Source organism: Hymenobacter terrenus (assembly GCF_000972495.1).
Taxonomy (GTDB): domain Bacteria; phylum Bacteroidota; class Bacteroidia; order Cytophagales; family Hymenobacteraceae; genus Hymenobacter; species Hymenobacter terrenus.
In genome coordinates this window covers 1-20,199 of record NZ_LATM01000047.1, presented here as the reverse complement: position 1 = coordinate 20,199, position 20,199 = coordinate 1, and the positions used below count along the sequence as shown (strand labels likewise).

The following is a 20,199-nucleotide window of genomic DNA, read 5'->3' as shown; positions in this document are numbered from 1 at the left end:
CAGCCGGACGCCACCGCTCCCCGCCAAGCGGCCGCGGTGTTTGAGCAGGCCGACGAAATGGTCATCTACACGACCGACAGCCTCTCGGTGGCGCGGCGCACCATTGCCTACGTCCTGCAAGCGAACGGGTTTGTGCTGGATACCGTGATTGCCACGATGGTGCAGACGCGGTTCGCGCCCCTTCCGCGGCAGTACGGCGCGCGGGCGTGCGCGCGCAGCGCGGCCACCGCGTACTTGCGCCGCCGAGGAGCCGAAACGCTCATCATCCTGGAGGGCAGTTGGCTCGCCGAGGCGAAGGCCGTTACCGACCGCAAAGTAAGAACGGCGGGTGCCCGCTACGAAGCCCCCCCGCGTGGCGGGAACAAGGCCGCGTTTCGGCAATTAGAGGCCGTTGCCCACGCCTATCCCGGTGGACGGGTATTCTATCGAATAGGAACGTGGCAGGACCGGCTCAACTGAATACCTCGGCCGTTCAGTAAAAGGGTAGTTCAAATTAACGGACAGTTAGCGCGTTCAAATTAGATTTCTTTTTCGAACGGCCTTCCTCTCCGTATCAGAGACCCCAAAACGCGCATTTTGAAGTATTTCGGCGGAGAGTTTTTCGAACGCCACCCCGTTTAAATATCTGTGTTAAACAACGTCCGGAGCTTTCACCAAGACCTCTGAAGTGGGGCATCCGTAAGGGCAGCAAGGACTAGCACGAGGGCAAAAGTGAGCATATAGGAAACTCGTCTAACTTTGAACTTTACAACTGTCCGTCATGAAATTCCTCTCTCTTGAAGAGTTGTACATCAAATTTGCGCCCGTAGCTGGAACTGGGTTTGGCTTATTGCGCCCACAGGGTATGGAGCGAGAAATTGGGCATTTTAATGTCTGCAATGTGGCAGACCTGATGGCCGGCTACCACACCAAGCCACCGATGTCTTTTGACCGCCGGGCCTTCTTTAAAATCAGTCTCGTTCGCGGGCGCAGCCGGGTGGAGTACGCCGACCAGGTACTGGACGTCAAAGAAAGCGCCCTGTGGTTTGCCACTTCCCGGGTGCCTTACCGGTGGCTACCGCACGACCCAACGCAGACCGGGTACTTCTGCATCTTTACCGATGAGTTTCTGTTGCCCGCTAAGGGGGGCATGGTCGTGGAGGAGTTACCGATTTTTCAGCCGGGCGGCTGCCCGGTGTGGGAGGTAACTACCACCGAATATGTGGCTATTGAGGCTATTTTTGAAAAGATGACGCAGGAAATCACCTCCACTTATGCCTACAAATACGACTTGCTGCGCGCCTACCTGTTGGAGTTGATTTACGTTGGGCAGAAGCTTCAGCCCGCGCCAGCCCAGGCACCCGCCCCCGCAGCATCGGCGCGGGTCACCTCCTTATTTATCGACCTGCTGGAACGGCAGTTTCCGCTCGCCGCCCCGCAGCAAACGTTGCGCCTGCGTACGGCCGCTGACTACGCCGACCAACTAGCCGTGCACGTCAACCACCTCAACCGGGTGCTGAAGGAAACTACCGGCCGCACGACTACTGCGCTGATTAGCGGCCGGGTAGCGCAGGAAGCCAAGCTGCTGCTCAAGCATACGAGCTGGACCGTCTCAGAAATTGCCGACAGTCTGGGTTTTGCCGATGTAGCGCATTTCTGTAATTTCTTTAAGCGGCAAACCGGTCTGGTGCCAGGAGCTTTCCGGGAGTAGAAGATTGTTTGAATTATTCAGCAGATGGTTTGACCCGCACAACCTCGCTGCTACTCATCCCCTGGACCTTTGTGGAGTAAAAATTAACTACTATAAGGACCATCACATGCGTGTCTTTGTCACCGGCGCAACGGGCTTCATCGGCTCAGCCATCATTCAGGAACTACTCGGCGCGGGCCATCAGGTGCTCGGCCTAGCCCGCTCAGAAGCGGCGGCCCAGGCGTTGGCCGCCGCTGGTGCCGAGGCCCATTGGGGGACGCTCGACGATTTTGACAGCCTACGGCGCGGCGCAGCGGTGGCGGATGGAGTCATCCACACGGCTTTCGTACACGACTTTTCCGCCTATGCTAATGCCGGCGAGACAGACCGGCGCGCGGTTGAGGCGCTGGGCACCGCGCTCGTGGGCTCGGACCGTCCCTTCGTCGTCACCTCCGGGGTTGCCGTCCTCACGCCGGGCCGCCTCGGGACTGAAACCGATGCGACAAACCCCACCGCCGCTGCCGCGCCGCGCATTCCTTCGGAAGAGGCAGTGCTGGCACTGGCGGCACAGGGCGTGCGCGCATCGGTGGTACGCCTCCCGCCGTCGGTGCACGGCGACGGCGACCATGCTTTCGTCCCGACCCTCATCAGCATTGCCCGCGACAAAGGCGTATCAGCCTACGTGGGCGACGGCCGCAACCGCTGGTCCGCGGTGCACCGCCTCGATGCCGCCCGGCTCTTCCGGCTGGCGCTGGAGCAAGGAACTGCGGGTGCCCGCTATCACGGCATTGCTGATGAGGGCGTAGCGGTCCGCGACCTCGCAGGCGTCATTGGCCGCCGCCTGAACCTACCGGTTGTGGCCAAGTCGCCTGAGGAAGCCGCCGACCATTTTGGCTGGCTGGCTGACTTCCTTGGTATCGACTGCCCTGCTTCCAGTGCGCTCACGCAGCAGCAGTTAGGTTGGCATCCCAGCCAGCCGACGCTCCTTGCCGACCTTGAACAAGGACGCTATTTCGAAATCTGAAATGCCTGCGGGGCTTCCGCTAGCTGCATAGGTAACATTAGGCCAGGAGTGAGCGCATGATGAGCGGTAAAAAGAGGGAGAAATAGTTCAGAAGCAGCAGCCCTACTTTTCAACGATTGACACGAAATTGCCGGGTATTGATACTATGTTTTCTTACCCGCTATTTAGCTCTCTTATCCACGCTGCCGCTTCCTTACTTGTGTTGGATTTGTTTATCGTCCAGTCTTTACAGAAAAGCCCACCCCTCGCTTACTTCGGAAGCATTTTTAATATTCTCTTTTAAAAATCTCCGGCTTTGGCGAGTGGTACACCGTGCCGGTTAATGTCTGGTGGCGGCACCAACCCTTATGAAGAAAGCACTCCTACCGTTTTTACTCAGCATCTTCCTGCTACACCTGGCGCCAGGTGTAGCAGCTCAAGCAGGCCTGCCTTTTGCCAAATGGACCAGCTCCGAGTTGGTACTTAATAATGGCGTAGTGCAGCGCGCCGTCCAGCTCCCGGCGACCGAAGGCAGCTTCCTGACCACTTTGTACAAGCCGGTGACGGGCGACTTTAAGTATTTCGAGAAAACGAACTCGGATTTTGAGTTTGAGGTAAATAACACTGTGTATGACGGCTCCAACAGCTGGCGGCTCGTGGCGATACAAAGGATTACGGATGCACGACAAGGCGACGGCGCGGCCGTAACCTTGCAAAGCCAAGACAAAAAAATAGAGCTGACTGTCAGGTTTCTCTTATACCCGCAACTGCCGGTAATCCGCAAAAGCCTGGTCGTTAAAAACCTTACAAATAAAGACGTTGCGCTGGAATCTGTTGATATTGAGAAGTTCAAAACGACTCCTTATTATGCCAGCACATTTAGCTGGGTTTGCAACGATTACGGCCGCAGGCGCTCACTAGGGCCTTATGAGGGCAGCCCGCAGGATGCGCTGGTAATCTTGCATAATATGGACTGGGAGGCGGGAATTGTTATCGGCAACGAAGCGACCGGCGTGCTAAAGCGAACCTCGACTTTTTGGAATGCAGCTGAAATTTCTGCTGGCCTAACCCACAAGAATGCCCGCTTCCCTTTTCGTAAATGGATTAAGCCCGGCGAGTCTTTTGAAACGCCTCAGGTATTTACGATGGTTTATAATAACCATAAAGAACCGAATGAAATATTAAATACCGCAGTGCCGGATTTCATTCGTAAACACATGGGCATCAGACTTTCCGGGCTTAAAGAAAAGCCAACTTTTGTATATAACACGTGGGAGCCTTTTGCTGATAAAATCGATGAGAAATTAATCAAGCAACTGGCCAAAGCCGCCGCGGATGCCGGTATGAAAGAATTTGTAATCGACGATGGCTGGCAGGATAGCTACGGTGATTGGGGCATCGACAAAAAGAAATTCCCCAATGGCCTGAAGCCCGTATTTGAGTACATCAAGTCGCTGGGAATGAAACCCGGCTTATGGATAAGTGTGGGAAGTGCCTCCTCAAAAAGCAAGGTATATCGGGAGCACCCCGAGTGGTTTGTACGCGATAAAAAAGGTAAATTTGCCAATTTGCAGTTAGAGGGCGATGTAGCGGATGTACAATCGGCCTGCTTTAGCACCGGATGGAAGGATTACATTAAGAATATTTTGCTGAAACTGAGCCTGGAGTACGGGCTGGAATACATGAAGCTGGATTTTGCGGTAGTATCCAGTGCTTATCGCTTTAATCCGGAATATTCGGGGTGCTACGCGCAAAATCATCTGCTGCACAAGGACCATCACGAATCGATGTACGCCAACTACGAGCAGATGTGGAAGCTGTTTGACGAACTCCATACGTCTAAGCCCAACCTGTTCATTGACTGTACGTTTGAGGCCATGGGCGGCTTGCAGTTGATTGATTATGCCATGCTCAAACATGCCGAAGGCAACTGGCTTTCCAATTTTGCCGGCGATGCCGGCCCTAAAACTGACCTCAGAGTTCGGAACATGGCTTGGTGGCGTTCGCCCGCCATACCGGCTACGGCGCTAGTAATTGGCAACCCCCAAATGCAGGACAACGGTTGGGAAACGCACATCCAATCCCTGGCCGGAGCATTACCAATCATGCTCGGTGACCCCCGCAAGCTTTCCGGAGGCGACCTGAAGAAGTATCGGGGCTACGCCGATTGGTTGCAGGCCATGCAGCAAAAACACGATTTCATGAGCTTCCGGCAGGATTTGGCCGGCTTCGGGGAGCCCGCCGAGGGCCGGTGGGACGGCTTCCAACGCATAAACGTTGATACCCGAAAGGGCGGCATTGTGGGCGTATTCCGGCAGGGCGCCACCGAGGCGAATCGCACCGTCACCGTCCAGTATCTCGAACCCGCTCAACGGTATCAGGTCAGGACGATGGATGGGAAGGTGGTGGCTACCTTAACCGGGCAGGACCTGAAAACAGCTGGCTTTTCAGTGAATCTGAGCGAAGTGTATTCGGGCGCGCTTTTCGAAATAAGCGCTAATTGACAGCACTGCAGCGGTTCTTAGGTTGATATTTAACTAATTCCAGTGGGGCTTATTGCACTCAAGCCCCACTGGAGTTAATTATACAGTCTACTCTGGGAAATAGAATCTTTGGCCAAATACTGCGGGCAGGCGCAAGGCGCTACTTCATCTTCAGAACTTCGGACCCGGCGAGCAGGAAGGCGCCCGTGCCGTATACCTCCCAGCTGTCGGCCGAGAAGTCGCGGCGCGGGTCGGCACCAATCGGCTGCACCCAGCCCACCCGGCCTTCTGATGACACGACTTTATTGAGCGCCACCCAGGCTTTTTGCACGGCTGGCAGGTAAGTGGCCCGGTCCAGAATGCCGTTGTTGATACCCCAGGCCATGGCATAGGTATCGAAGCCAGAGCCCGACGCTTCGCCGCCGGGGTAGGAAGCCGGGTCGAGCAGGCTAGAGCGCCACAACCCATCGGGCTGCTGTAATTGTATCAGGCGGGCACTCATCTCCTTGAAGAGCGAAGTGTAAAAAGGACGCGTAGGATGAGTGGCGGGGAGTTCTTGCAGTATCTGAACCAGCCCACCCATCACCCAACCGTTACCGCGCGACCAGAAAATTTGTTGCCCGTTGCTTTCCTTTTTGCCTTCGCCAGACTCACTCCACAGGTAGGTGGCATCCCGCGAGAATAGATGTTCCCGGTGGTTAAACAAGCGCCGATAGGTCTGCCGGTAGAGCGTGTCGTTGAGAGCGAGATATTTGGGCTGGTTCTCGATGAGGCCGAGTTTCACCAGTACGGGCGGCCCCATAAATAGGGCATCGCACCACCACCAGGCAATGCCGTAGGTCCGCACGTGGTAGCCGGGCTCGGTACGAAACCGCTCCACCCCTGCCAAGGTCGGCTCAATCATCCGCCGGTCTTTTTTCAAGCGGTACAGGTTCAGGTAAGTCTGGCAGATGACCATATCGTCGGCGAAGTCGTAGCCGGGACCAGGCCGCCACTGCGTGCGCTCACCCAGAGCCATGAGTGAGTCGAGGAGAAGTTTGGACTTGGTGGCTTGGTAGGCAGCGAATACACCGGAATAGAAAGCCCCGTTGGTCCAGTCAGTGGGCGGGTGCTTGGGATGCGCCAGCTGCCAGCGGGCCGTTTTCAGCAATTGCTGCTTGATAAACTTCGGCTCAAACACGGACTTATCGGCCGCAGCTACGGTCTGGGCATGGCTGGCATGGCCCAGGCTCACCGCCAGCAACAGGCAACAGGCCAGCCAGCGTTGTGCCCCGGCCAGACGGCTCAGAGGCAAATTGATTCGGCGTGAGAGCCGAGATAGTACTGCAATGGATTGGGTGTGGCCCGCGTGGCGCCAAGTAGCCAAGGATTCGGATGAGGCCAGCTTGTGAGCGTCGATTATGGACATGTGGGAATATGGGTAAAAATTGAGATACTAGCTGCTTCCCCAATCAGACCTGGGTAGAGTTATACCCAAACCCAATGGCAAACTACTTCAGGAAGTAGGGTTGCAGATTCAGCCGGTAGGTGTTGAGTTACCGGCGCAATTTGCACCCGTAAATTCATATTCGAGGCTACGACGCCCCCAATGACCGTTCGTTGGTTTCCAGATCGATGGTTTTGGCCAAGCTTGGCTAGTTTGCCCTGTTATCGTCAGCGTACGTCGAGTAGGCTGACAATAACTGTGGTTATAACTCCATAAGCCTGGTAGTCGTCGGGATTCTTTCTGGTCGAATTGATCTGATATACCTACGCAACCGAGCATGTGCCTGAACTGTCACGGAGTGAGCCTCGTTGGCCGTCTTTTATACCCTTATTAGGCTGCCCAATAGCACATAAATCGTACTACTCTCTGAGCTTGAAGTAGCAGAACAACGGCCAGGTATGCGGGTGCGAGCAATACCCCTGAAAGGCCTCTTTCAAATTAGGCACGCCCACCCAAAATTGGTAGAGCCCTTCCCGGTACAAGGTCGAATTTACCTCATCGGCGGCCGTCCACTGGCCTACCCAGTAATTGGGATACTGCTTTGCGTAATTTTCGAAGGAGAATTTCAGCAGCATGGCTCTGGCCTCTTCTTTATCGAATGTAGCCACGCCTAGCAACAGCGGATACTCGAGGGAAAACCAGATTCCGCCGTCTTCACCACCCGGTCGGTCCTTGTCCCACAGCGGTTTTTCCCTGGTTCGGGCGCCAATTTTTTCAGGAGCTAGAATTTTGCTTTTGATGTACGCGTACATTTCCTTTTTGCGCTCTTTGGGCAGGCCGGGAATCTGCAACACATAGCCCTGTGGTTCAATGCAGACCACATCCGTCCCGAAATGAAGCTCCGGGTCCAGGTACGCCCGCGGGGCGAATTTCCGGTCGCCCAAATCCTTCATAAAGGCCGCTTCAATGGCAGCTCGGTACTCTTCCAGCACCGTGACGAACGAAGAAGCCTCCGGGTTTTTAGACTGTTTCAAAACCTCAATCAACTTCGGAAAGACCGCCAGCACCATAGCAGAATTCAAATGTGATTCTGCGGTCCATGAATACTTATTGGGCGAATACTTATGAAAGAAACTGTCGCTCCAGTCCGAGTTTAAAATTTTCACCAGTCCATTCGGCCCCGTTCCTACTTCATCGCGCAGATAGATGAAATACTTTTTCAGCATGATTATCACTGGGTCCTTCTTTCCGTACTCCGCCGGAAAATAATCCACCTTTTCGTTCAGGAAGTTGTAATCCTTGGTAATCAGTAGATACTCAGAAACGGTGTTAAAAACATACAGCTGCGGGTCGCTTTCCTTATAAAGCGATGGCGGCGTGTACCCGTAACCAGAATAATTTCCACGCTTGATTTCACCGTCGCTCTCCGAATGCTTTATCACGTATTTAATGGTAGATTTAGCCAACTCGGGGTTGGTATAACAAGCCGGGAGTGCCGCCTGCAAATGGTCGCGGTTTGAGATATTATCTCCAAAGAAATAACTATATACACTTCCCTGCGGAATAAAGGTTTCCTTATAATAGTCGCTGTATTTAGCGGATGCTTCTATCATGTGGGCGTTCCAAAGCATCTCCCGCCTCAAAATCTCGTTTTTCTCGCCAGCAAGATTGGGCAGGCGTTTTTTCCACTGCGCGGCCAATAAGCCTTCGACCGGATTGTTCAAGTCGGCCCCTACGAAAAGGTCGTCTACTTGTTTTTGAACGTCATTTGCTTGCTGGCCGTCGGCAATGCCAATTACTAAATGGAAGGACTTTGTTTCTCCAGCTTTAAGCGTCAGATTGATTTCGGCGGCCAACGTATCCTTCGTGGCTGTTATTTCAGATGTTTGTTTAACGCTTGAGTTTTTAAAATACATGAACACTGACGGGGGCGCAACATCATATACATACCGCTCCTCCTTTGGGGGTAACACTAGGAATTTATTGGCTTTCGTAGAAGTAGTGGCAATAGCAATTTCTTTTTTATTATCTACACTAAGGCTAATGTCGTGAGTGAGGGGGCGTTTTTCCTTTTCGGTATACTGCGTACTGTTTAGCACGTAATGAACCCGCATTTTCTCGTAGTAACTGAGTTGTTGCGCAGTTTTACCGTTGTTTTTCAATATAACTGTGACCACGAAGGCAGGATTTCCGGTATTTATTTTCTCGGAAGGCTTGGTCGAGAGTATCCGGGTGCACTGCAAATCATTATTTAGCTTGTATGCATAACGGGCAAAGCCGACCCCGAAATCTTTTTGCGCAAGAGCTTGATTGGCCGCTAGGGATTTCACGCCAGTCAGGACTACTTTTTGGTTGGCTTTGCCATTCTTGAACACAATACTGGCTTCATTCCAGCCGTAGTTCGGGCGCTCCGCGGCGTTTAGTCTGGCCCAGGCCCTTTCGGCCGTGAGTAGTTGATAAATCCCACTGGCGTGGGTAATCAACGTCATTCGGTAGTTGCCAAGCAGGAAATAGGGGTCCTCCGGCTGCAAGGCATCTTCCCCTTCTTTATCAACTGCTTTAAAGGGCAGCGGTCCTTTGTACTGATAAACCGGCAAACCTTTGGCAGAAAAAGACCAACTCCCAATACTTTGGGCGAAAGAGGAGTGCGCAGGCAACCCCAAAGCAACAACCAGGAAAATTATTGCTTTGGCAGCACTGGATTTCAACAAGTCTATCATGTACAAATTACAATACAATAGAAGAAAGCATGACCACGCTCGTTACCCCTTTAGAAGACGTAAAATTCTCCTGCAACAAGACCCTTTATCTTCCTTTACTCCAACTCAATTTTCTGCTTTAAAATCCGCATTTCAACTAGCCGCGGCATAGCTACGTCCTTAGTCTCAAATGGCTCAAACATCACTCGCACCATTTTTCTACCCTTGGTTAATTCTTGCGGAATTGAGTAGGTAGCATCCCACAAACGAGTGGAGTAAGAAACATCCTTTCCCCGTTTCAAGGTGGCAATTGTCGTTCCCTCCACAGTGATTTTGCAATCCCACTTTTCGTAAGGAAACCTCCCCATGTAATTGCAATAAAGAATATTTGGCTCGGTATCGGAAACCGCTAGGCTATAGCCGAAAGAATTATGAAATTCCCCAGCGGCGGCCGTACGCCAGCAGGTAGTTGTTAAGATTCCCCCGTTGCCGTACCCAATAGTACTGCCCCCGATTAAACCGTGCTTATCTTCTCCCGCGTTATCGCCGGCACTTACTTTGTCCAGAGTAGCCAAGTCGAGATTTTTAACTCGCCCCTGATTCTGGCTGGCGTCGGCCTCACGTTGGGCCCATTCACTTTCGGTTAGTGTTTGCCAATAGACTGCATATTTTCCGGTTTTTTTGCGGTAAAAGGGCGTTAAGGTGAACTGCTTGGGTTTTGCAACGAGAGTTGTAAAAGTCAACGAAGCGCCGGTCGGTTTCAACCATTGCGTAAGTGGTGCGTTAGCAGGAAGTAAAGCGGGAGCTAAATCTCTATTAACCAGCGCATCAGCCTCCGCATTATCTAAACTAGCGGCAAGTAATACGGGCCCGTAGAAGATGGCTATCATATTCTTATCATCGGGCATGCTTTCCGTCCGGAGCTGCATAGGCAGTATTATTTCAACTTTGTCGCCATTTCTCCACTTCCGATTAAGATGAAAGTAACCGTTTTTTGAAGATATCTTTTTCTGTACTTTTCCGTTCACTTTAATAACAACTCCGTTATTGGCCCAGTAAGGATTCCGGATGCATAAGTCTAAATCTACCGGGCTCTTTGCGTTTAGGGTGAGGGTGGAAATATTATTGTCTGGAAAACTCGTTTCCTGCACCAGAGAAATTCCTTTTACCTGAAAATCTACCTTGGAGGGAACAAATAAATTCACAAATAGAGCCGACTCTGTGCGGGCATAAATATATTCGGCATGGCGGGTGTAGCTATCCAGCGCCGAGGCCGTGCAACAAGAGAAAAAATCAAGGGGTTGATATACTTTTTCCCCACCGGAAACCAGCGGAACCTGATAAGTCAGCTTGCCGTCGGCAGGATTCTGGGTCGCCAACACGTGGTTATACAGTGTTCTTTCTATGTAATCCGCATATTCTACCTTCGGTTCTATTTGGTAGAGCAGCGATGTGAGCCGAAGCATGTTGTACTCATTGCAGTTTTCGGCGTTGAAAGGCGTAAGGGTTTTGCTGAGTTTATCCCGAGGGCCGAAAAACTCATCCTCGGTGTTGCCGCCGGTAACATAAGAGCGATGGTTTACCACACTGCTCCAGAAAAACTCGGCCCCTTTCAAATCAGCAGCGTTTCCGGAATAAGGATAGCGGGCGGCCAAGCCCGAAAATTTGGGGAACTGCATGTTGCCGTGTACCCCAGTCAACTTATCAATTCCTTTCGTGGCCGGCTCAACGGTAATGGTGTCCTGCCACCGCTTAGAAAGCGCCAGAAACCGTTTATCGCCCGTATCCGCGTATAAATCTGACAGCACCCAATTCATTCCACCATATTCAATCTTCATCAGCTGCTGCAATTCCAAGTCGCTAATGTTAGCCATATGTTTTGCTACCCAATTGCCCAGATTGGATGCAATATTTAAAGCTTTGTTATTGTGCGTTATACGATAAACATCTCGTAATCCAGAAAGTAGCTTTTCCATCGAGTAGTAAGGTGTGGCTTCGCCGCCACCCCACCGGCCGAAGCCTTCGTAAAATCCTTCCTTTTCCACCCGCTCCAGGTTTTTTCGGCCATTAGCGGTGCCCAGCAGGAATTCTCCACCATTTTTCTCTTGGCACGAAGCCAACTGGTCCAGGACATAGCTGAGCCGACTCGCGTACTCTTGTTGCCCGGTTGCCATATACAGCCGGGATACGCCCGATAAGTAAAAACCCAAAGCCACGCCAGGCAACACGCCAGTTTCCCAGCCAGGGTACAAGCTGGCTTTAGGCATAAGGCCTGCCTCTTTTAAGTACGGAGCCAGCAGCCGGTCGGGGTTCAAGCTCAGAATGTTCCTAGCTTCCGCGTCCTGCGATTCTTTGAAAATCCCATTTTCCAGCAACCTCACATTCTCCGCGGAAAACGCCTGTGCTTTTTGTGGTTTAAGCTGAGTTGCTTTAGGAGTGTAATTTGAATTGGTTTGGGCAGTTGCTACCGAAGCATTAAATGACATGCTTACCAGCAGGCCGGTGGTTAGCGCTAGATTACGGGTTGAAATTTTCCTGCTACTCATTTCGTCTTTTTCAATGAAGAGTTGAAAAGAAAGACTGTGCGCCAAGCAGTCCCGAACGGTTTCCCATCCATGCCGCGCCCATACTCTTAGGCCGTCATGATGGCTTCTATCTCCTCCAGCGACTTGCCTTTGGTTTCGGGCACATAGCGCCATACGACCGCAAAATATACCAGGCAAATTACCATGTGGATGCCGAAGGTCACGGCCAACCCGAACTCTTCTTTCAGAATAGGAAAGGAGGCGGTGGTGAAGAAATTGGCAATCCAGAGGGTGAGCGTGGCCACGGCCATGGCGTAGCCGCGTATGCGGGTAGGGAATATTTCGGACACGGCTACCCAGGTAACGGGGCCCAGCGTGGCCGAATACGTGCCCACATAGGCCAGAATCAAGCCCAACACAATGTAGCCCGAAGTCCAGTTCAGTTGAAAACTCACGGCCAGCCCGGCCAAAAACAGCGCCAGCAGCAACGAGCCCCACAACAGCAGGGTACGCCGGCCCACCTTATCGACGCTGCCAATGGCCACAAACGTGAAGGCAAAGCAGATGACCCCGACGAGAATGGACTGGGCAAACGAAGAACTCGCGCCGATGCCCGTTTGGGCAAATATCACCGGGGCGTAGGATAACACCGAGTTTTGGCCGGCTATCTGGGAGAAAATGGCCACCAGGCAGCCCACGGTTAGGGCCCGGCGCAGGTTGGGCTTGAACAAGTCGCTTAGGCTTTCCTGACTCTGCGTGCTGACCGTGCCTTGAATGGCCGTCATTTCGGCCGCGGCGTAAGACTCGCCCCCTACGCGTTTGAGCACCGCCCGGGCTTGGTCGAGCAACCGTTTTTTCACCAGCCAGCGCGGGCTTTCGGGCACGAAGAACAAGCCTACGAAAAACAGCAGGGCCGGCGCCGCTTGCGAGGTAAACATCCAGCGCCAGTTGTTCGGGCCCACGTTCAGCAGGGCGTAGTTGGCGATGTAAGCCAGCAGCAACCCCACCACAATGGCGAGTTGATAGAAGGCTATCAGCCGGCCCCGCAGGTTGGCCGGCGCAATTTCAGCGATGTACATGGGCGCCACCAGGGCCGCCGCGCCCACGGCCACGCCACTCAGGATACGGAAGAATACAAACCAGGCAAAACCACCCGCCCATCCGGTCCCGACACCCGTCAGGGCAAACAGCAGCGCGCAGGGTAGCAGAAACTTGCGCCGCCCCAGGCTGTCGCTGAGCCGCCCCGCCACCAAAGCTCCCAGTGCGGACCCCAGGTTGATGCAACCCACGGCTAGCCCCTGCTGCACCGAGCTTAGCTGAAAATCTTGCGTGAAAAAGGGCACCGCTCCGGAGATGACAACCAAGTCGAAGCCGAACAGCACCCCGCCCAGCGCCGCCACCAGGCAAACCCGGGCGATGTAACGCTGATTGAAGGTGAAATTGGTGGACTGTTCAACGGGTTGGGAATTCTCAATAATGATGGCCATAGGACGAGGTAAGCAGAGCGGAAAATGGGCAATACCGGGCCCGCGGGCCCGGTTTCGGGGGTATCGGCCCCGGCGATGGAGACTGCGGAGGCTCGCCGAATTTGCTACCACCAATCAGTTCCAGTACTCACTCAAGCCCCGGCGGGCTAGTTTATCGCAGTAGGTAGTGAGGCGCGTCGTCGTGGGACTGCCAGTGGCTGTCAGTGGAAAGCACAGGAAATTTAAATCAATGGTAACCATACCACTAGCCCGGTTAGCTATCAGAAAACGTTGGATGCTCTCCGGTGCTCGATGCTGCCTTCACTAAGTCTTTCTCCACAATTTTATTAGTCACTTTATCTTTCAGAATCACCTTGTGCCGACCATCGTGCGTGATTTCTTCTTTGATTAGGTAGTAGTCAGCGTCGTAGTCCGTCAGGGTTTTCTCCTGGCTTAGCCCTTCTTGCCCACGCCATACGGGCAGATTCACCGGCTCCCACTGCTTAGTCTCGGCCGAGCGATAGGCCGCGTCAAGCACCGCATTCACCACATAGCCGTCGTAAAAGGTTTCGGCGGGGTCGCGCCCTTCTTCCACCGCTGTGAACATGTCCGTGAACATGTGATTATACCCCAGGTCGTTTACCTCGTCGCCCACGGGAAACAGCCAGCCCGAGTTCGATTCGGCTTTTTCGGCCACGTAGTCAGCCCCTTGGCCAGAGGTATACATCTCGAAGCCGGTACGCAGGAAATTATTAATCCAGATGGTCCCTTCGGTGCCCATCACTTCGTCGCGCAGGTCCATGCCCCCCCGAAACACCCAGCTTACCTCAAACTGCCCGATGGCTCCGTTCTCGTATTTCACCAGCGCAATGGCATGGTCTTCGGCCTCGATGGGCTTCACCTGCGTGGCCGCCCAGCACATTACTTCGACGGGACGTACGTCCTTGCCAATGAAATTCCGGGCAATTTCTACGCAGTGACAGCCCAAATCGAGCATACAGCCACCCCCGGCCTGCTCTTTATCCCAAAACCAGTTGGAGTGCGGGCCAGGGTGCGCTTCGCGGGACTTGGCCCATAGAATGCGGCCCAATGCCCCACTCTTCACGGTCTCCAAGGCTTTGAGGAACTTGGGCGCGTAGCACAGGTCTTCCAGGTAGCCGCCAAAAATGCCGGCTTCCTCCACCGCCCGCATCATGTGCAAGGCTTCGTCGGCGTTGCGACCCAATGGCTTGGTACATACCACGTTTTTCTTATGTTTGGCGCACAGCAGCACCGCTTGCTGATGCAGGTTGTTGGGCAGGGCCACGCACACCATCGTGACGTCGGGGTGCGCAATCACCGCTTCCATGTCCGTATCCCAGAAGGTACAGCCGTAGTCCTGGGCAAATTTCTTGGCGGTTTCCTCGCGCCGGGCGTAAATACCAACGACTTTATCGCGGCTGCGCTGACCGTGGAGCGATTCGGCGTAGAAGCGACCAATGAAGCCGCCTCCGAGCATAGCAATTTTCTGCATATTAGTCTGTTTTAGGTATGTTACCCCTGGCGGTGGAAGCTGTAGAGGCTCGCCGGATTGTCCACCATGAGGCGGTTCCAGTAGTCGCCCAGGCCCCGGCGGGCCAGCTCGTCGCGGAAGGTGGTGAGCAGGTAGGTCAGGCCGGGCGCGCCGCCGTACGACTGCCAATAGGTGTTGCGGGCGGCGTCCATGCCGGCCGTAAGCTGCTCCGGAAACTCGGGCAGCAGCGCCTCCAGCAGCCGGTAGGTAACGTTTTCTTCGTTTGCTTTCCAGCGAAATGCGCTATCGAACTCCACCCGAACGCCGGTTTGCAGCACGGCCCGGTGGTAATCGAGGTCTGGGCAACGGTCCAGGTGCGACAACACCACGTGCTGCAAATCGGCGCCGAGGTTAGCAAAAAGTTCGGCCTGCGCTAGGGCGTGCCGGCCGGAATTGGTATGGGTCAGAATCGGAACGCCCGTTTCGCGGTGGGTGTTGACGACGGCCCGAAAAATGAGTTCCTGGTGCGGAGTAAAGGCTTCGTCGCCGGTGGCCAGCTTCACCATCCCGGCCTTGTGCGGCGTCCGCTCGATGACGGGGCCGTTGTAGTCGTATCGGTCAATTCCTTCCTCCACATCAGCAATGAAGAGGCGGGTGAGCTGGTCTTCGGAATACTGATACCGCCAGTGCGATTGGGGATAATAGATTTCCAGGTGAATGCCCGTGGGGGCAATGATTTGCACGCCGGTGCGGCGCGCCACTTCGGCCAGCTTCAGCACGTTGCGGCCGGCATTGGCGGGCATGGTGTCCACCATGGTCCGCCCGCCCGCAGCATAAACGTGCGTCAGCTCTTCCGCGACTTTCTCGACGTCGTTGAGCAAAAAATCGGGGTTGGCCTGCGTCGGAAAGCTTTCCTCGATGATGAGGTGCTCGTGCGAATAAGTGAGCCCGAGCTGCGACGCCGGAATGTCGCCCAGCACGGTTCTGACAAAAGGAGAGTCCATGGGCCGTTTAAAAAGCGGTTTGATTTAAATAAAAACGGTCGTGCAGAACGTCATGCTGAGCTTGTCGAAGCATCTCTACCGCTTCGCCTGACGTGAAACCTCACCCCGGCCCTACCGGGTACGACCCCTCTCCAAAAGCGAGGGGAGCCAGACGAAGCACGCGAGATGCCTCGACTTCGCTCGGCATGATGTTTAGAAATGAATTTTTAGATAATTCGAAAGCTTCTAAGCGTTTACCGGGTCAGCCTTGCTGGTCGAAGTCGAGAGGTTGGCTTTCCAGCCGTGGCGCGAGGTGTCGGCTACGATTTCGGGAATCTCCAGCACGGCGCCCAGTTTCGTCAGTGTCTTTTGAAGCTGCTGCACATTCAAGGCATTAGCTGCCTGCTCGTATTGCAGCGACTGCACAGCCGCCAGCCCGGCTGCCTGGCCCATGGACATGGTTTGGGCCATCGACCGGCACGAGGCGTGTGCATCATGGGTGGCCGAAAAGCACCGGCCCACCACCCACACGGTTTCGCTGCCCTGGGGCACTATCGTGCCATAGGGCACGCCGTACACGCCCGGCCCCGGAATGTACTCCCAGTAGGTTTCCTCGGCCCCGTTGGGGCCGTGCCGGTGGTCTTCAATGGGCGCCCCGCAGAGAAAAATCCGGTCGTCGGGCAGCAGGCCCGCCAGGCACTCCTCCTTTGTCAGCCGGTGCTCGCCGTAAACGCGCCGGGTTTCCCGCACCCCAATCTGGTGCGACAGCCCAATGACGTTGGCGTTTTGATAGCCCGGTACTTCAGCCCGGAAAAAATCTTCGTAGACAAACGACTGCCGCCGCCCTTCGATTTCGGCCAGCGTCAATTCAGCGGCATTGAGCGCCGATAAGCCTGCGACCTTGACGGCCACAGTCGAGATGCACTTGGCCGCGTTCATTTCGTGGGCCGAGCCTTCCTTGCGGGGCAGCGGGTGCCGGCCACTATCCACGGCCTCGGCCATCTTTTTGCCGAGCATCTTTTTGCCACCTGCTTGCTCGTACTCGTCCAGTTCGACGTTGCTCATCCGGAAGGTGGTAGTTAAGCTTTGGGCAGGCTCGCGCTGGCCAGCAATTTCGTAGGCGAAACCGGCCAGGTGGCAGAAATCGGCATCGCCCGAGGCGTCGATTACCCGACGGGCCAGCACCTTGACCAAGCCGCCTTTGTTCCAGAAAACGCAGGCGTGCCGCTTGCCCTCCGTCGCCACGGCAATGAGCGTGGTGTGGAGCAGGTAACAGATGCCTTGCTGCTGAATCAGTTGGTCCCAGACCAGCTTCAGGCGTTCGGGGTTGTAGTTGACACCCGTGCCGGCGCCATAGGTGTTGGGCCGCAGGAAAACGGCGCCCACTTTATCCAGCTCGTTGACAATGCGGTCGGGCCAGCCGCCCACAATTTTCTTGGTCGTGGCACCGGGCGTGAAAAAGCCATAAAACGTGTCGAGCATTTGGGTGGAGGTGCCGCCCGGAAAGCCGTAGCGTTCCACCAGCATCACTGACACGCCGGCCTGGCTCCCAGCCGCCGCCAGCGCCGCCACGCTCCCCGCCGAGCCCGCGCCAATAACCAGGATGTCGGTTTCGGCCAGCAGCGGCACCTGCGCCGCATCAATAAGAGTTGCCATCTTCTGCCTTGTTTTTACAATTGCCTATTAGTTTTCAAGCGCTTCTTCAGGCGTTGATCGGATGCAGGGCAGCTTTCTGCTCGCTTACGTAAGACGGAACACCGACCCGCTCGTAGAGCTTGGCCAGGCGGTGGGCGTGTTCGTCGTAGGCACTTTCGAAGAGGGCCACGGCCTTCTCGGCTCCCACCACGTTGGCCGCCGACAGCACCTTGGGCGGTTGGCCGGCTTCGGTCAGCAAGCGGGCCACCTCAGCCTTGATGCAGTTGATAAGCACCGCGCCACCCACCGTGGAGCCCGGCGCGACGGGCGTTTCCAGGCCCGGTACCGTCACCATGGCGTCGCCCACGGGCGCGCCCGTGTCGAGGACGAGGTCAGCGAAGTCGCTCAGCTTTTTGCCGTCGGCCCGCTTGCTCATGCTTTTCTCGGCGTGTTGGGTGGTGATGAGGGCCACGACTTTGATGCCCCGCTGCTGAAATAATTCCGCCATTTCGATGGGCACCACGTTGCAGCCGCTCGACGAAATAATCAGCGCCGAATCCTGCTCCGAAAGGTCGAAATTGCGCAGAATGCGCTGGCCCAGGCCGGGCACGTTTTCCAGAAACATGGCCTGCCGCTGCCCGTTGGCCCCGACCACCAGATTGTGAAACGTCAGCGAAAGCTCTACGATGGGATTGAAGCCGGGAAACGAGCCGTAGCGCGGCCACATTTCCTCGACCATAATGCGGCTGTGGCCGCTGCCGAACAGGTGGACCATGCGTCCGGCCAGAATGGTTTCACTGAACCACTGCGCGGCCTGCTGAATGTGGTCGGCCTGCGCTTCGACGGTGGCCAGAATAGCGCGAGATTTTTCGATGTAGTCGGCGGTCAGATTCATGGGTATGAGTTTTATCCGTTGAGAAAAGCGGCGGCCCCGATGGCCCCAGCCCAATCGGCGAAGTAGGCTTTGCGAATGGTGGTTTTCTTACCCGCGGGGCGCCATTCAAATAGCTCGAAAAAGGTGTGCAGCGGGTCCAACAGCGCCCCGTCGGCCTGCATGATGCCGCCCCCTAGCACGATAATCTCCGGCGAAAACGCGTTGGCCAGCGACGCCAACGCTACGGCCAAGTGCCGAATCGACGTCAGCCAGACCTGCGTGGCCAGGGGCTCGCCCTGCTGGTAGGCCGCAACCAGTTCGTGGGTGGTCTGGTAGCGGCCGAACGAGCGTTTTGCCACCGACACATTGCCGATGGCATCCTCCAAACTGCCCGGCATGTTGGTGATGTCGCGCTGCAGGCTATCGGCATCGATGGTGATGTGGCCGAGGTGTCCGGCCATCTGGTAAACCCCCTGGTACAATTGACCGTTCAGCAGCAGCCCGCCGCCCACACCGGTCCCGAGTGTGAGCAGCAACCCGTGCTGCGTTCCGCGCAGGGCGCCGAACCGGGCTTCGGCCATCAAGGCCGCATGGGCGTCGTTGAGCACCCGCACCGGCTCCCCCAGGTAGTCGGACCAATTGAAATTTTCCAGTCCCTGCAACCGGCCGGGCATGCAGGCGATGGCCGTATTGTCGGGCGTGGGCAGGCCCGGGGCCGAGAGCCCCACGCCCAGAAGGGGCCCGGCGGCCTGCGCTTGCAGGGCCTGCACGGTGGTTAGAATAGCTTGCTTCCAGGGCTGGCTCCCCCCGTCGGCGGTGGGCGTAAGCAGTTGGTGCCGCATGGCGCCCGTGGCCGTGTCAACCAGCACGCCTTTGATGCGCGTGCCGCCTAAATCGATACCAATGGCCTGCTGCACGATGGGTCTGAGTTAATGAGCATGCGATTAGAGTTGTCCTTCGCTGATGCTCCAGCCCCCATCAATAGACAGTACCTGCCCCGTGGTGAAGCGGGAAAAGTCGGACATGAAGAAGACGGCGGCCCCGTCCAGGTCGTCGGGTTGACCGATGCGCCCGCCGGCCAGCGGCTGCTTGGTTTTAATGAAGGCCTGAATTACCTCGTCTTCGGCCGCGCGTTTGGCCATGGGCGTTTCCACCAGGGCCGGCGCCAGCACATTGACCCGAATGTCGTTTTTGGCGTAGTACGCGGCGATGGACTTGGTGAAGCCGATGGTGGCCGATTTGGCCGCCGCGTAGGCATGCGTGGCGAAATACACGGGCGACGGCGAATAGCCCAGCACCGAGCCCATGTTCAGAATCGTGCCACTGGTGCCCTGGGCCAGAAACGCCCGCACCGCCGCCTGGTTCGAGAGCATGAGTGAGGTCAGGTTCAGCTGGAAAGTATAATTCCAGCCTTCCAGGCTTAGCTCGTGCAACGGCCCGTCGCCGAAGCGCCGGCCGCTGCCCCCGGCCACGTGGTACAAGCCGTCGAAGCCGCCAAACGCCTGCTGGCAGCGGGCAATGGCGGCCGGGGCCGTTTCGGGCTCCACGGCGTCGCCCGTCAGGGCCAGGCCCCGGCCCTGCAGCTGCGCCTCGGCCAGCTGGCCCGACGCCGGGTCGCGGCCCACAACCACGACGGCTGCCCCTTCAGCCACAAACGCTTGGGCTGCCGACAGGCCCAGGCCCGTGGTGCCGCCGATGACGACGATTCTCTTTCCCGCTAACCAGGGCTGCTTCATAGCGTGAGTGATGCATTACTTCTACAAGTCGAAGGTAGATAATTCACCCCACAACCCAAACAACTTATTATAATAAGTTTGCGAACAACGTCTTATTCGACTGAATTCTAATGGTATATTTTATCAGATACTAATGAAGTACTGACGAAACCCATTCTGCGAGCCTTCCCCGAGGAGTTTACCTTCTTGCCGGCCGAGCGCGGCCCGA

Annotated in this window: 14 protein-coding genes; 4 read left to right on the top strand and 10 right to left on the bottom strand. The window is 55.6% G+C overall.

Going from position 1 to position 20,199, the window contains the following annotated elements; all coding sequences use genetic code 11:
- The 4 genes from WX88_RS31065 to WX88_RS25030 all read left to right on the top strand — a co-directional run.
- Positions 1 to 459 (top strand): hypothetical protein (locus WX88_RS31065; protein WP_046247177.1); only part of this gene is annotated, 459 nt, incomplete at its 5' end.
- Between the two features lie 301 nt (positions 460 to 760).
- A complete protein-coding gene (locus WX88_RS25040; protein ID WP_046247176.1) occupies positions 761 to 1,690 on the top strand; it encodes a helix-turn-helix domain-containing protein in 930 nt (309 codons plus the stop codon).
- A 106-nt stretch (positions 1,691 to 1,796) separates the two neighbouring features.
- Positions 1,797 to 2,693, top strand: coding sequence for an SDR family oxidoreductase (locus tag WX88_RS25035; RefSeq protein ID WP_046247175.1), 897 nt, complete (start codon positions 1,797 to 1,799; stop codon positions 2,691 to 2,693).
- Between the two features lie 347 nt (positions 2,694 to 3,040).
- Positions 3,041 to 5,176: a glycoside hydrolase family 36 protein gene (locus WX88_RS25030; RefSeq protein WP_046247174.1), complete on the top strand. Its 2,136-nt coding sequence runs from the start codon at positions 3,041 to 3,043 to the stop codon at positions 5,174 to 5,176.
- Positions 5,177 to 5,315: 139 nt separating this feature from the next.
- Here WX88_RS25030 and WX88_RS25025 read toward each other — a convergent pair whose 3' ends face one another.
- The 10 genes from WX88_RS25025 to WX88_RS24980 form a co-directional block, all read right to left on the bottom strand.
- The gene (locus WX88_RS25025; protein ID WP_082116299.1) at positions 5,316 to 6,563 is read right to left on the bottom strand and encodes a glycoside hydrolase family 88/105 protein; all 1,248 of its coding nucleotides are present in this window, start codon (positions 6,561 to 6,563) and stop codon (positions 5,316 to 5,318) included.
- 437 nt (positions 6,564 to 7,000) lie between these two features.
- Entirely contained in the window at positions 7,001 to 9,301 is a 2,301-nt protein-coding gene (locus WX88_RS25020; RefSeq protein WP_156176424.1) for a GH36-type glycosyl hydrolase domain-containing protein, read from the bottom strand.
- A gap of 95 nt (positions 9,302 to 9,396) precedes the next feature.
- Positions 9,397 to 11,871, bottom strand: a complete 2,475-nt coding sequence (locus WX88_RS25015) for a beta-L-arabinofuranosidase domain-containing protein (protein WP_197076937.1) — start codon at positions 11,869 to 11,871, stop codon at positions 9,397 to 9,399.
- Positions 11,872 to 11,912: 41 nt separating this feature from the next.
- The gene (locus WX88_RS25010) at positions 11,913 to 13,292 is read right to left on the bottom strand and encodes a sugar porter family MFS transporter (RefSeq protein WP_046247171.1); all 1,380 of its coding nucleotides are present in this window, start codon (positions 13,290 to 13,292) and stop codon (positions 11,913 to 11,915) included.
- Positions 13,293 to 13,545: 253 nt separating this feature from the next.
- Positions 13,546 to 14,784 (bottom strand): Gfo/Idh/MocA family protein, encoded by a 1,239-nt coding sequence (locus WX88_RS25005; RefSeq protein WP_046247170.1) that lies wholly within the window; start codon positions 14,782 to 14,784, stop codon positions 13,546 to 13,548.
- A gap of 20 nt (positions 14,785 to 14,804) precedes the next feature.
- Complete coding sequence (locus WX88_RS25000) at positions 14,805 to 15,767, bottom strand: phosphotriesterase family protein (protein ID WP_046247169.1); 963 nt, start codon at positions 15,765 to 15,767, stop codon at positions 14,805 to 14,807.
- A 225-nt stretch (positions 15,768 to 15,992) separates the two neighbouring features.
- Positions 15,993 to 17,402: an FAD-dependent oxidoreductase gene (locus WX88_RS24995; RefSeq protein ID WP_046247168.1), complete on the bottom strand. Its 1,410-nt coding sequence runs from the start codon at positions 17,400 to 17,402 to the stop codon at positions 15,993 to 15,995.
- A 46-nt stretch (positions 17,403 to 17,448) separates the two neighbouring features.
- Entirely contained in the window at positions 17,449 to 18,276 is an 828-nt protein-coding gene (locus WX88_RS24990) for a sugar isomerase domain-containing protein (RefSeq protein WP_046247167.1), read from the bottom strand.
- An 11-nt stretch (positions 18,277 to 18,287) separates the two neighbouring features.
- On the bottom strand, positions 18,288 to 19,172 hold the full coding sequence (locus WX88_RS24985; protein WP_046247166.1) for an ROK family protein: 885 nt from the start codon (positions 19,170 to 19,172) through the stop codon (positions 18,288 to 18,290).
- A 27-nt stretch (positions 19,173 to 19,199) separates the two neighbouring features.
- Positions 19,200 to 19,991: an SDR family NAD(P)-dependent oxidoreductase gene (locus WX88_RS24980; protein WP_046247165.1), complete on the bottom strand. Its 792-nt coding sequence runs from the start codon at positions 19,989 to 19,991 to the stop codon at positions 19,200 to 19,202.
- Between the last annotated feature and the right edge of the window lie 208 nt (positions 19,992 to 20,199).

What these genes read in the sequence shown, in the direction of transcription:
- WX88_RS25030 (WP_046247174.1), top strand. Translation starts at nt 3,041, where the DNA reads ATGAAGAAAGCACTCCTACCGTTTTTACTCAGCATCTTCCTGCTACAC.
- WX88_RS25020 (WP_156176424.1), bottom strand. Translation starts at nt 9,301, where the DNA reads ATGATAGACTTGTTGAAATCCAGTGCTGCCAAAGCAATAATTTTCCTG.
- WX88_RS25005 (WP_046247170.1), bottom strand. Translation starts at nt 14,784, where the DNA reads ATGCAGAAAATTGCTATGCTCGGAGGCGGCTTCATTGGTCGCTTCTAC.
- WX88_RS24980 (WP_046247165.1), bottom strand. Translation starts at nt 19,991, where the DNA reads ATGAAGCAGCCCTGGTTAGCGGGAAAGAGAATCGTCGTCATCGGCGGC.
- WX88_RS25035 (WP_046247175.1), top strand. Translation starts at nt 1,797, where the DNA reads ATGCGTGTCTTTGTCACCGGCGCAACGGGCTTCATCGGCTCAGCCATC.
- WX88_RS25040 (WP_046247176.1), top strand. Translation starts at nt 761, where the DNA reads ATGAAATTCCTCTCTCTTGAAGAGTTGTACATCAAATTTGCGCCCGTA.
- WX88_RS24990 (WP_046247167.1), bottom strand. Translation starts at nt 18,276, where the DNA reads ATGAATCTGACCGCCGACTACATCGAAAAATCTCGCGCTATTCTGGCC.
- WX88_RS25010 (WP_046247171.1), bottom strand. Translation starts at nt 13,292, where the DNA reads ATGGCCATCATTATTGAGAATTCCCAACCCGTTGAACAGTCCACCAAT.
- WX88_RS25000 (WP_046247169.1), bottom strand. Translation starts at nt 15,767, where the DNA reads ATGGACTCTCCTTTTGTCAGAACCGTGCTGGGCGACATTCCGGCGTCG.
- WX88_RS25025 (WP_082116299.1), bottom strand. Translation starts at nt 6,563, where the DNA reads ATGTCCATAATCGACGCTCACAAGCTGGCCTCATCCGAATCCTTGGCT.
- WX88_RS24995 (WP_046247168.1), bottom strand. Translation starts at nt 17,402, where the DNA reads ATGGCAACTCTTATTGATGCGGCGCAGGTGCCGCTGCTGGCCGAAACC.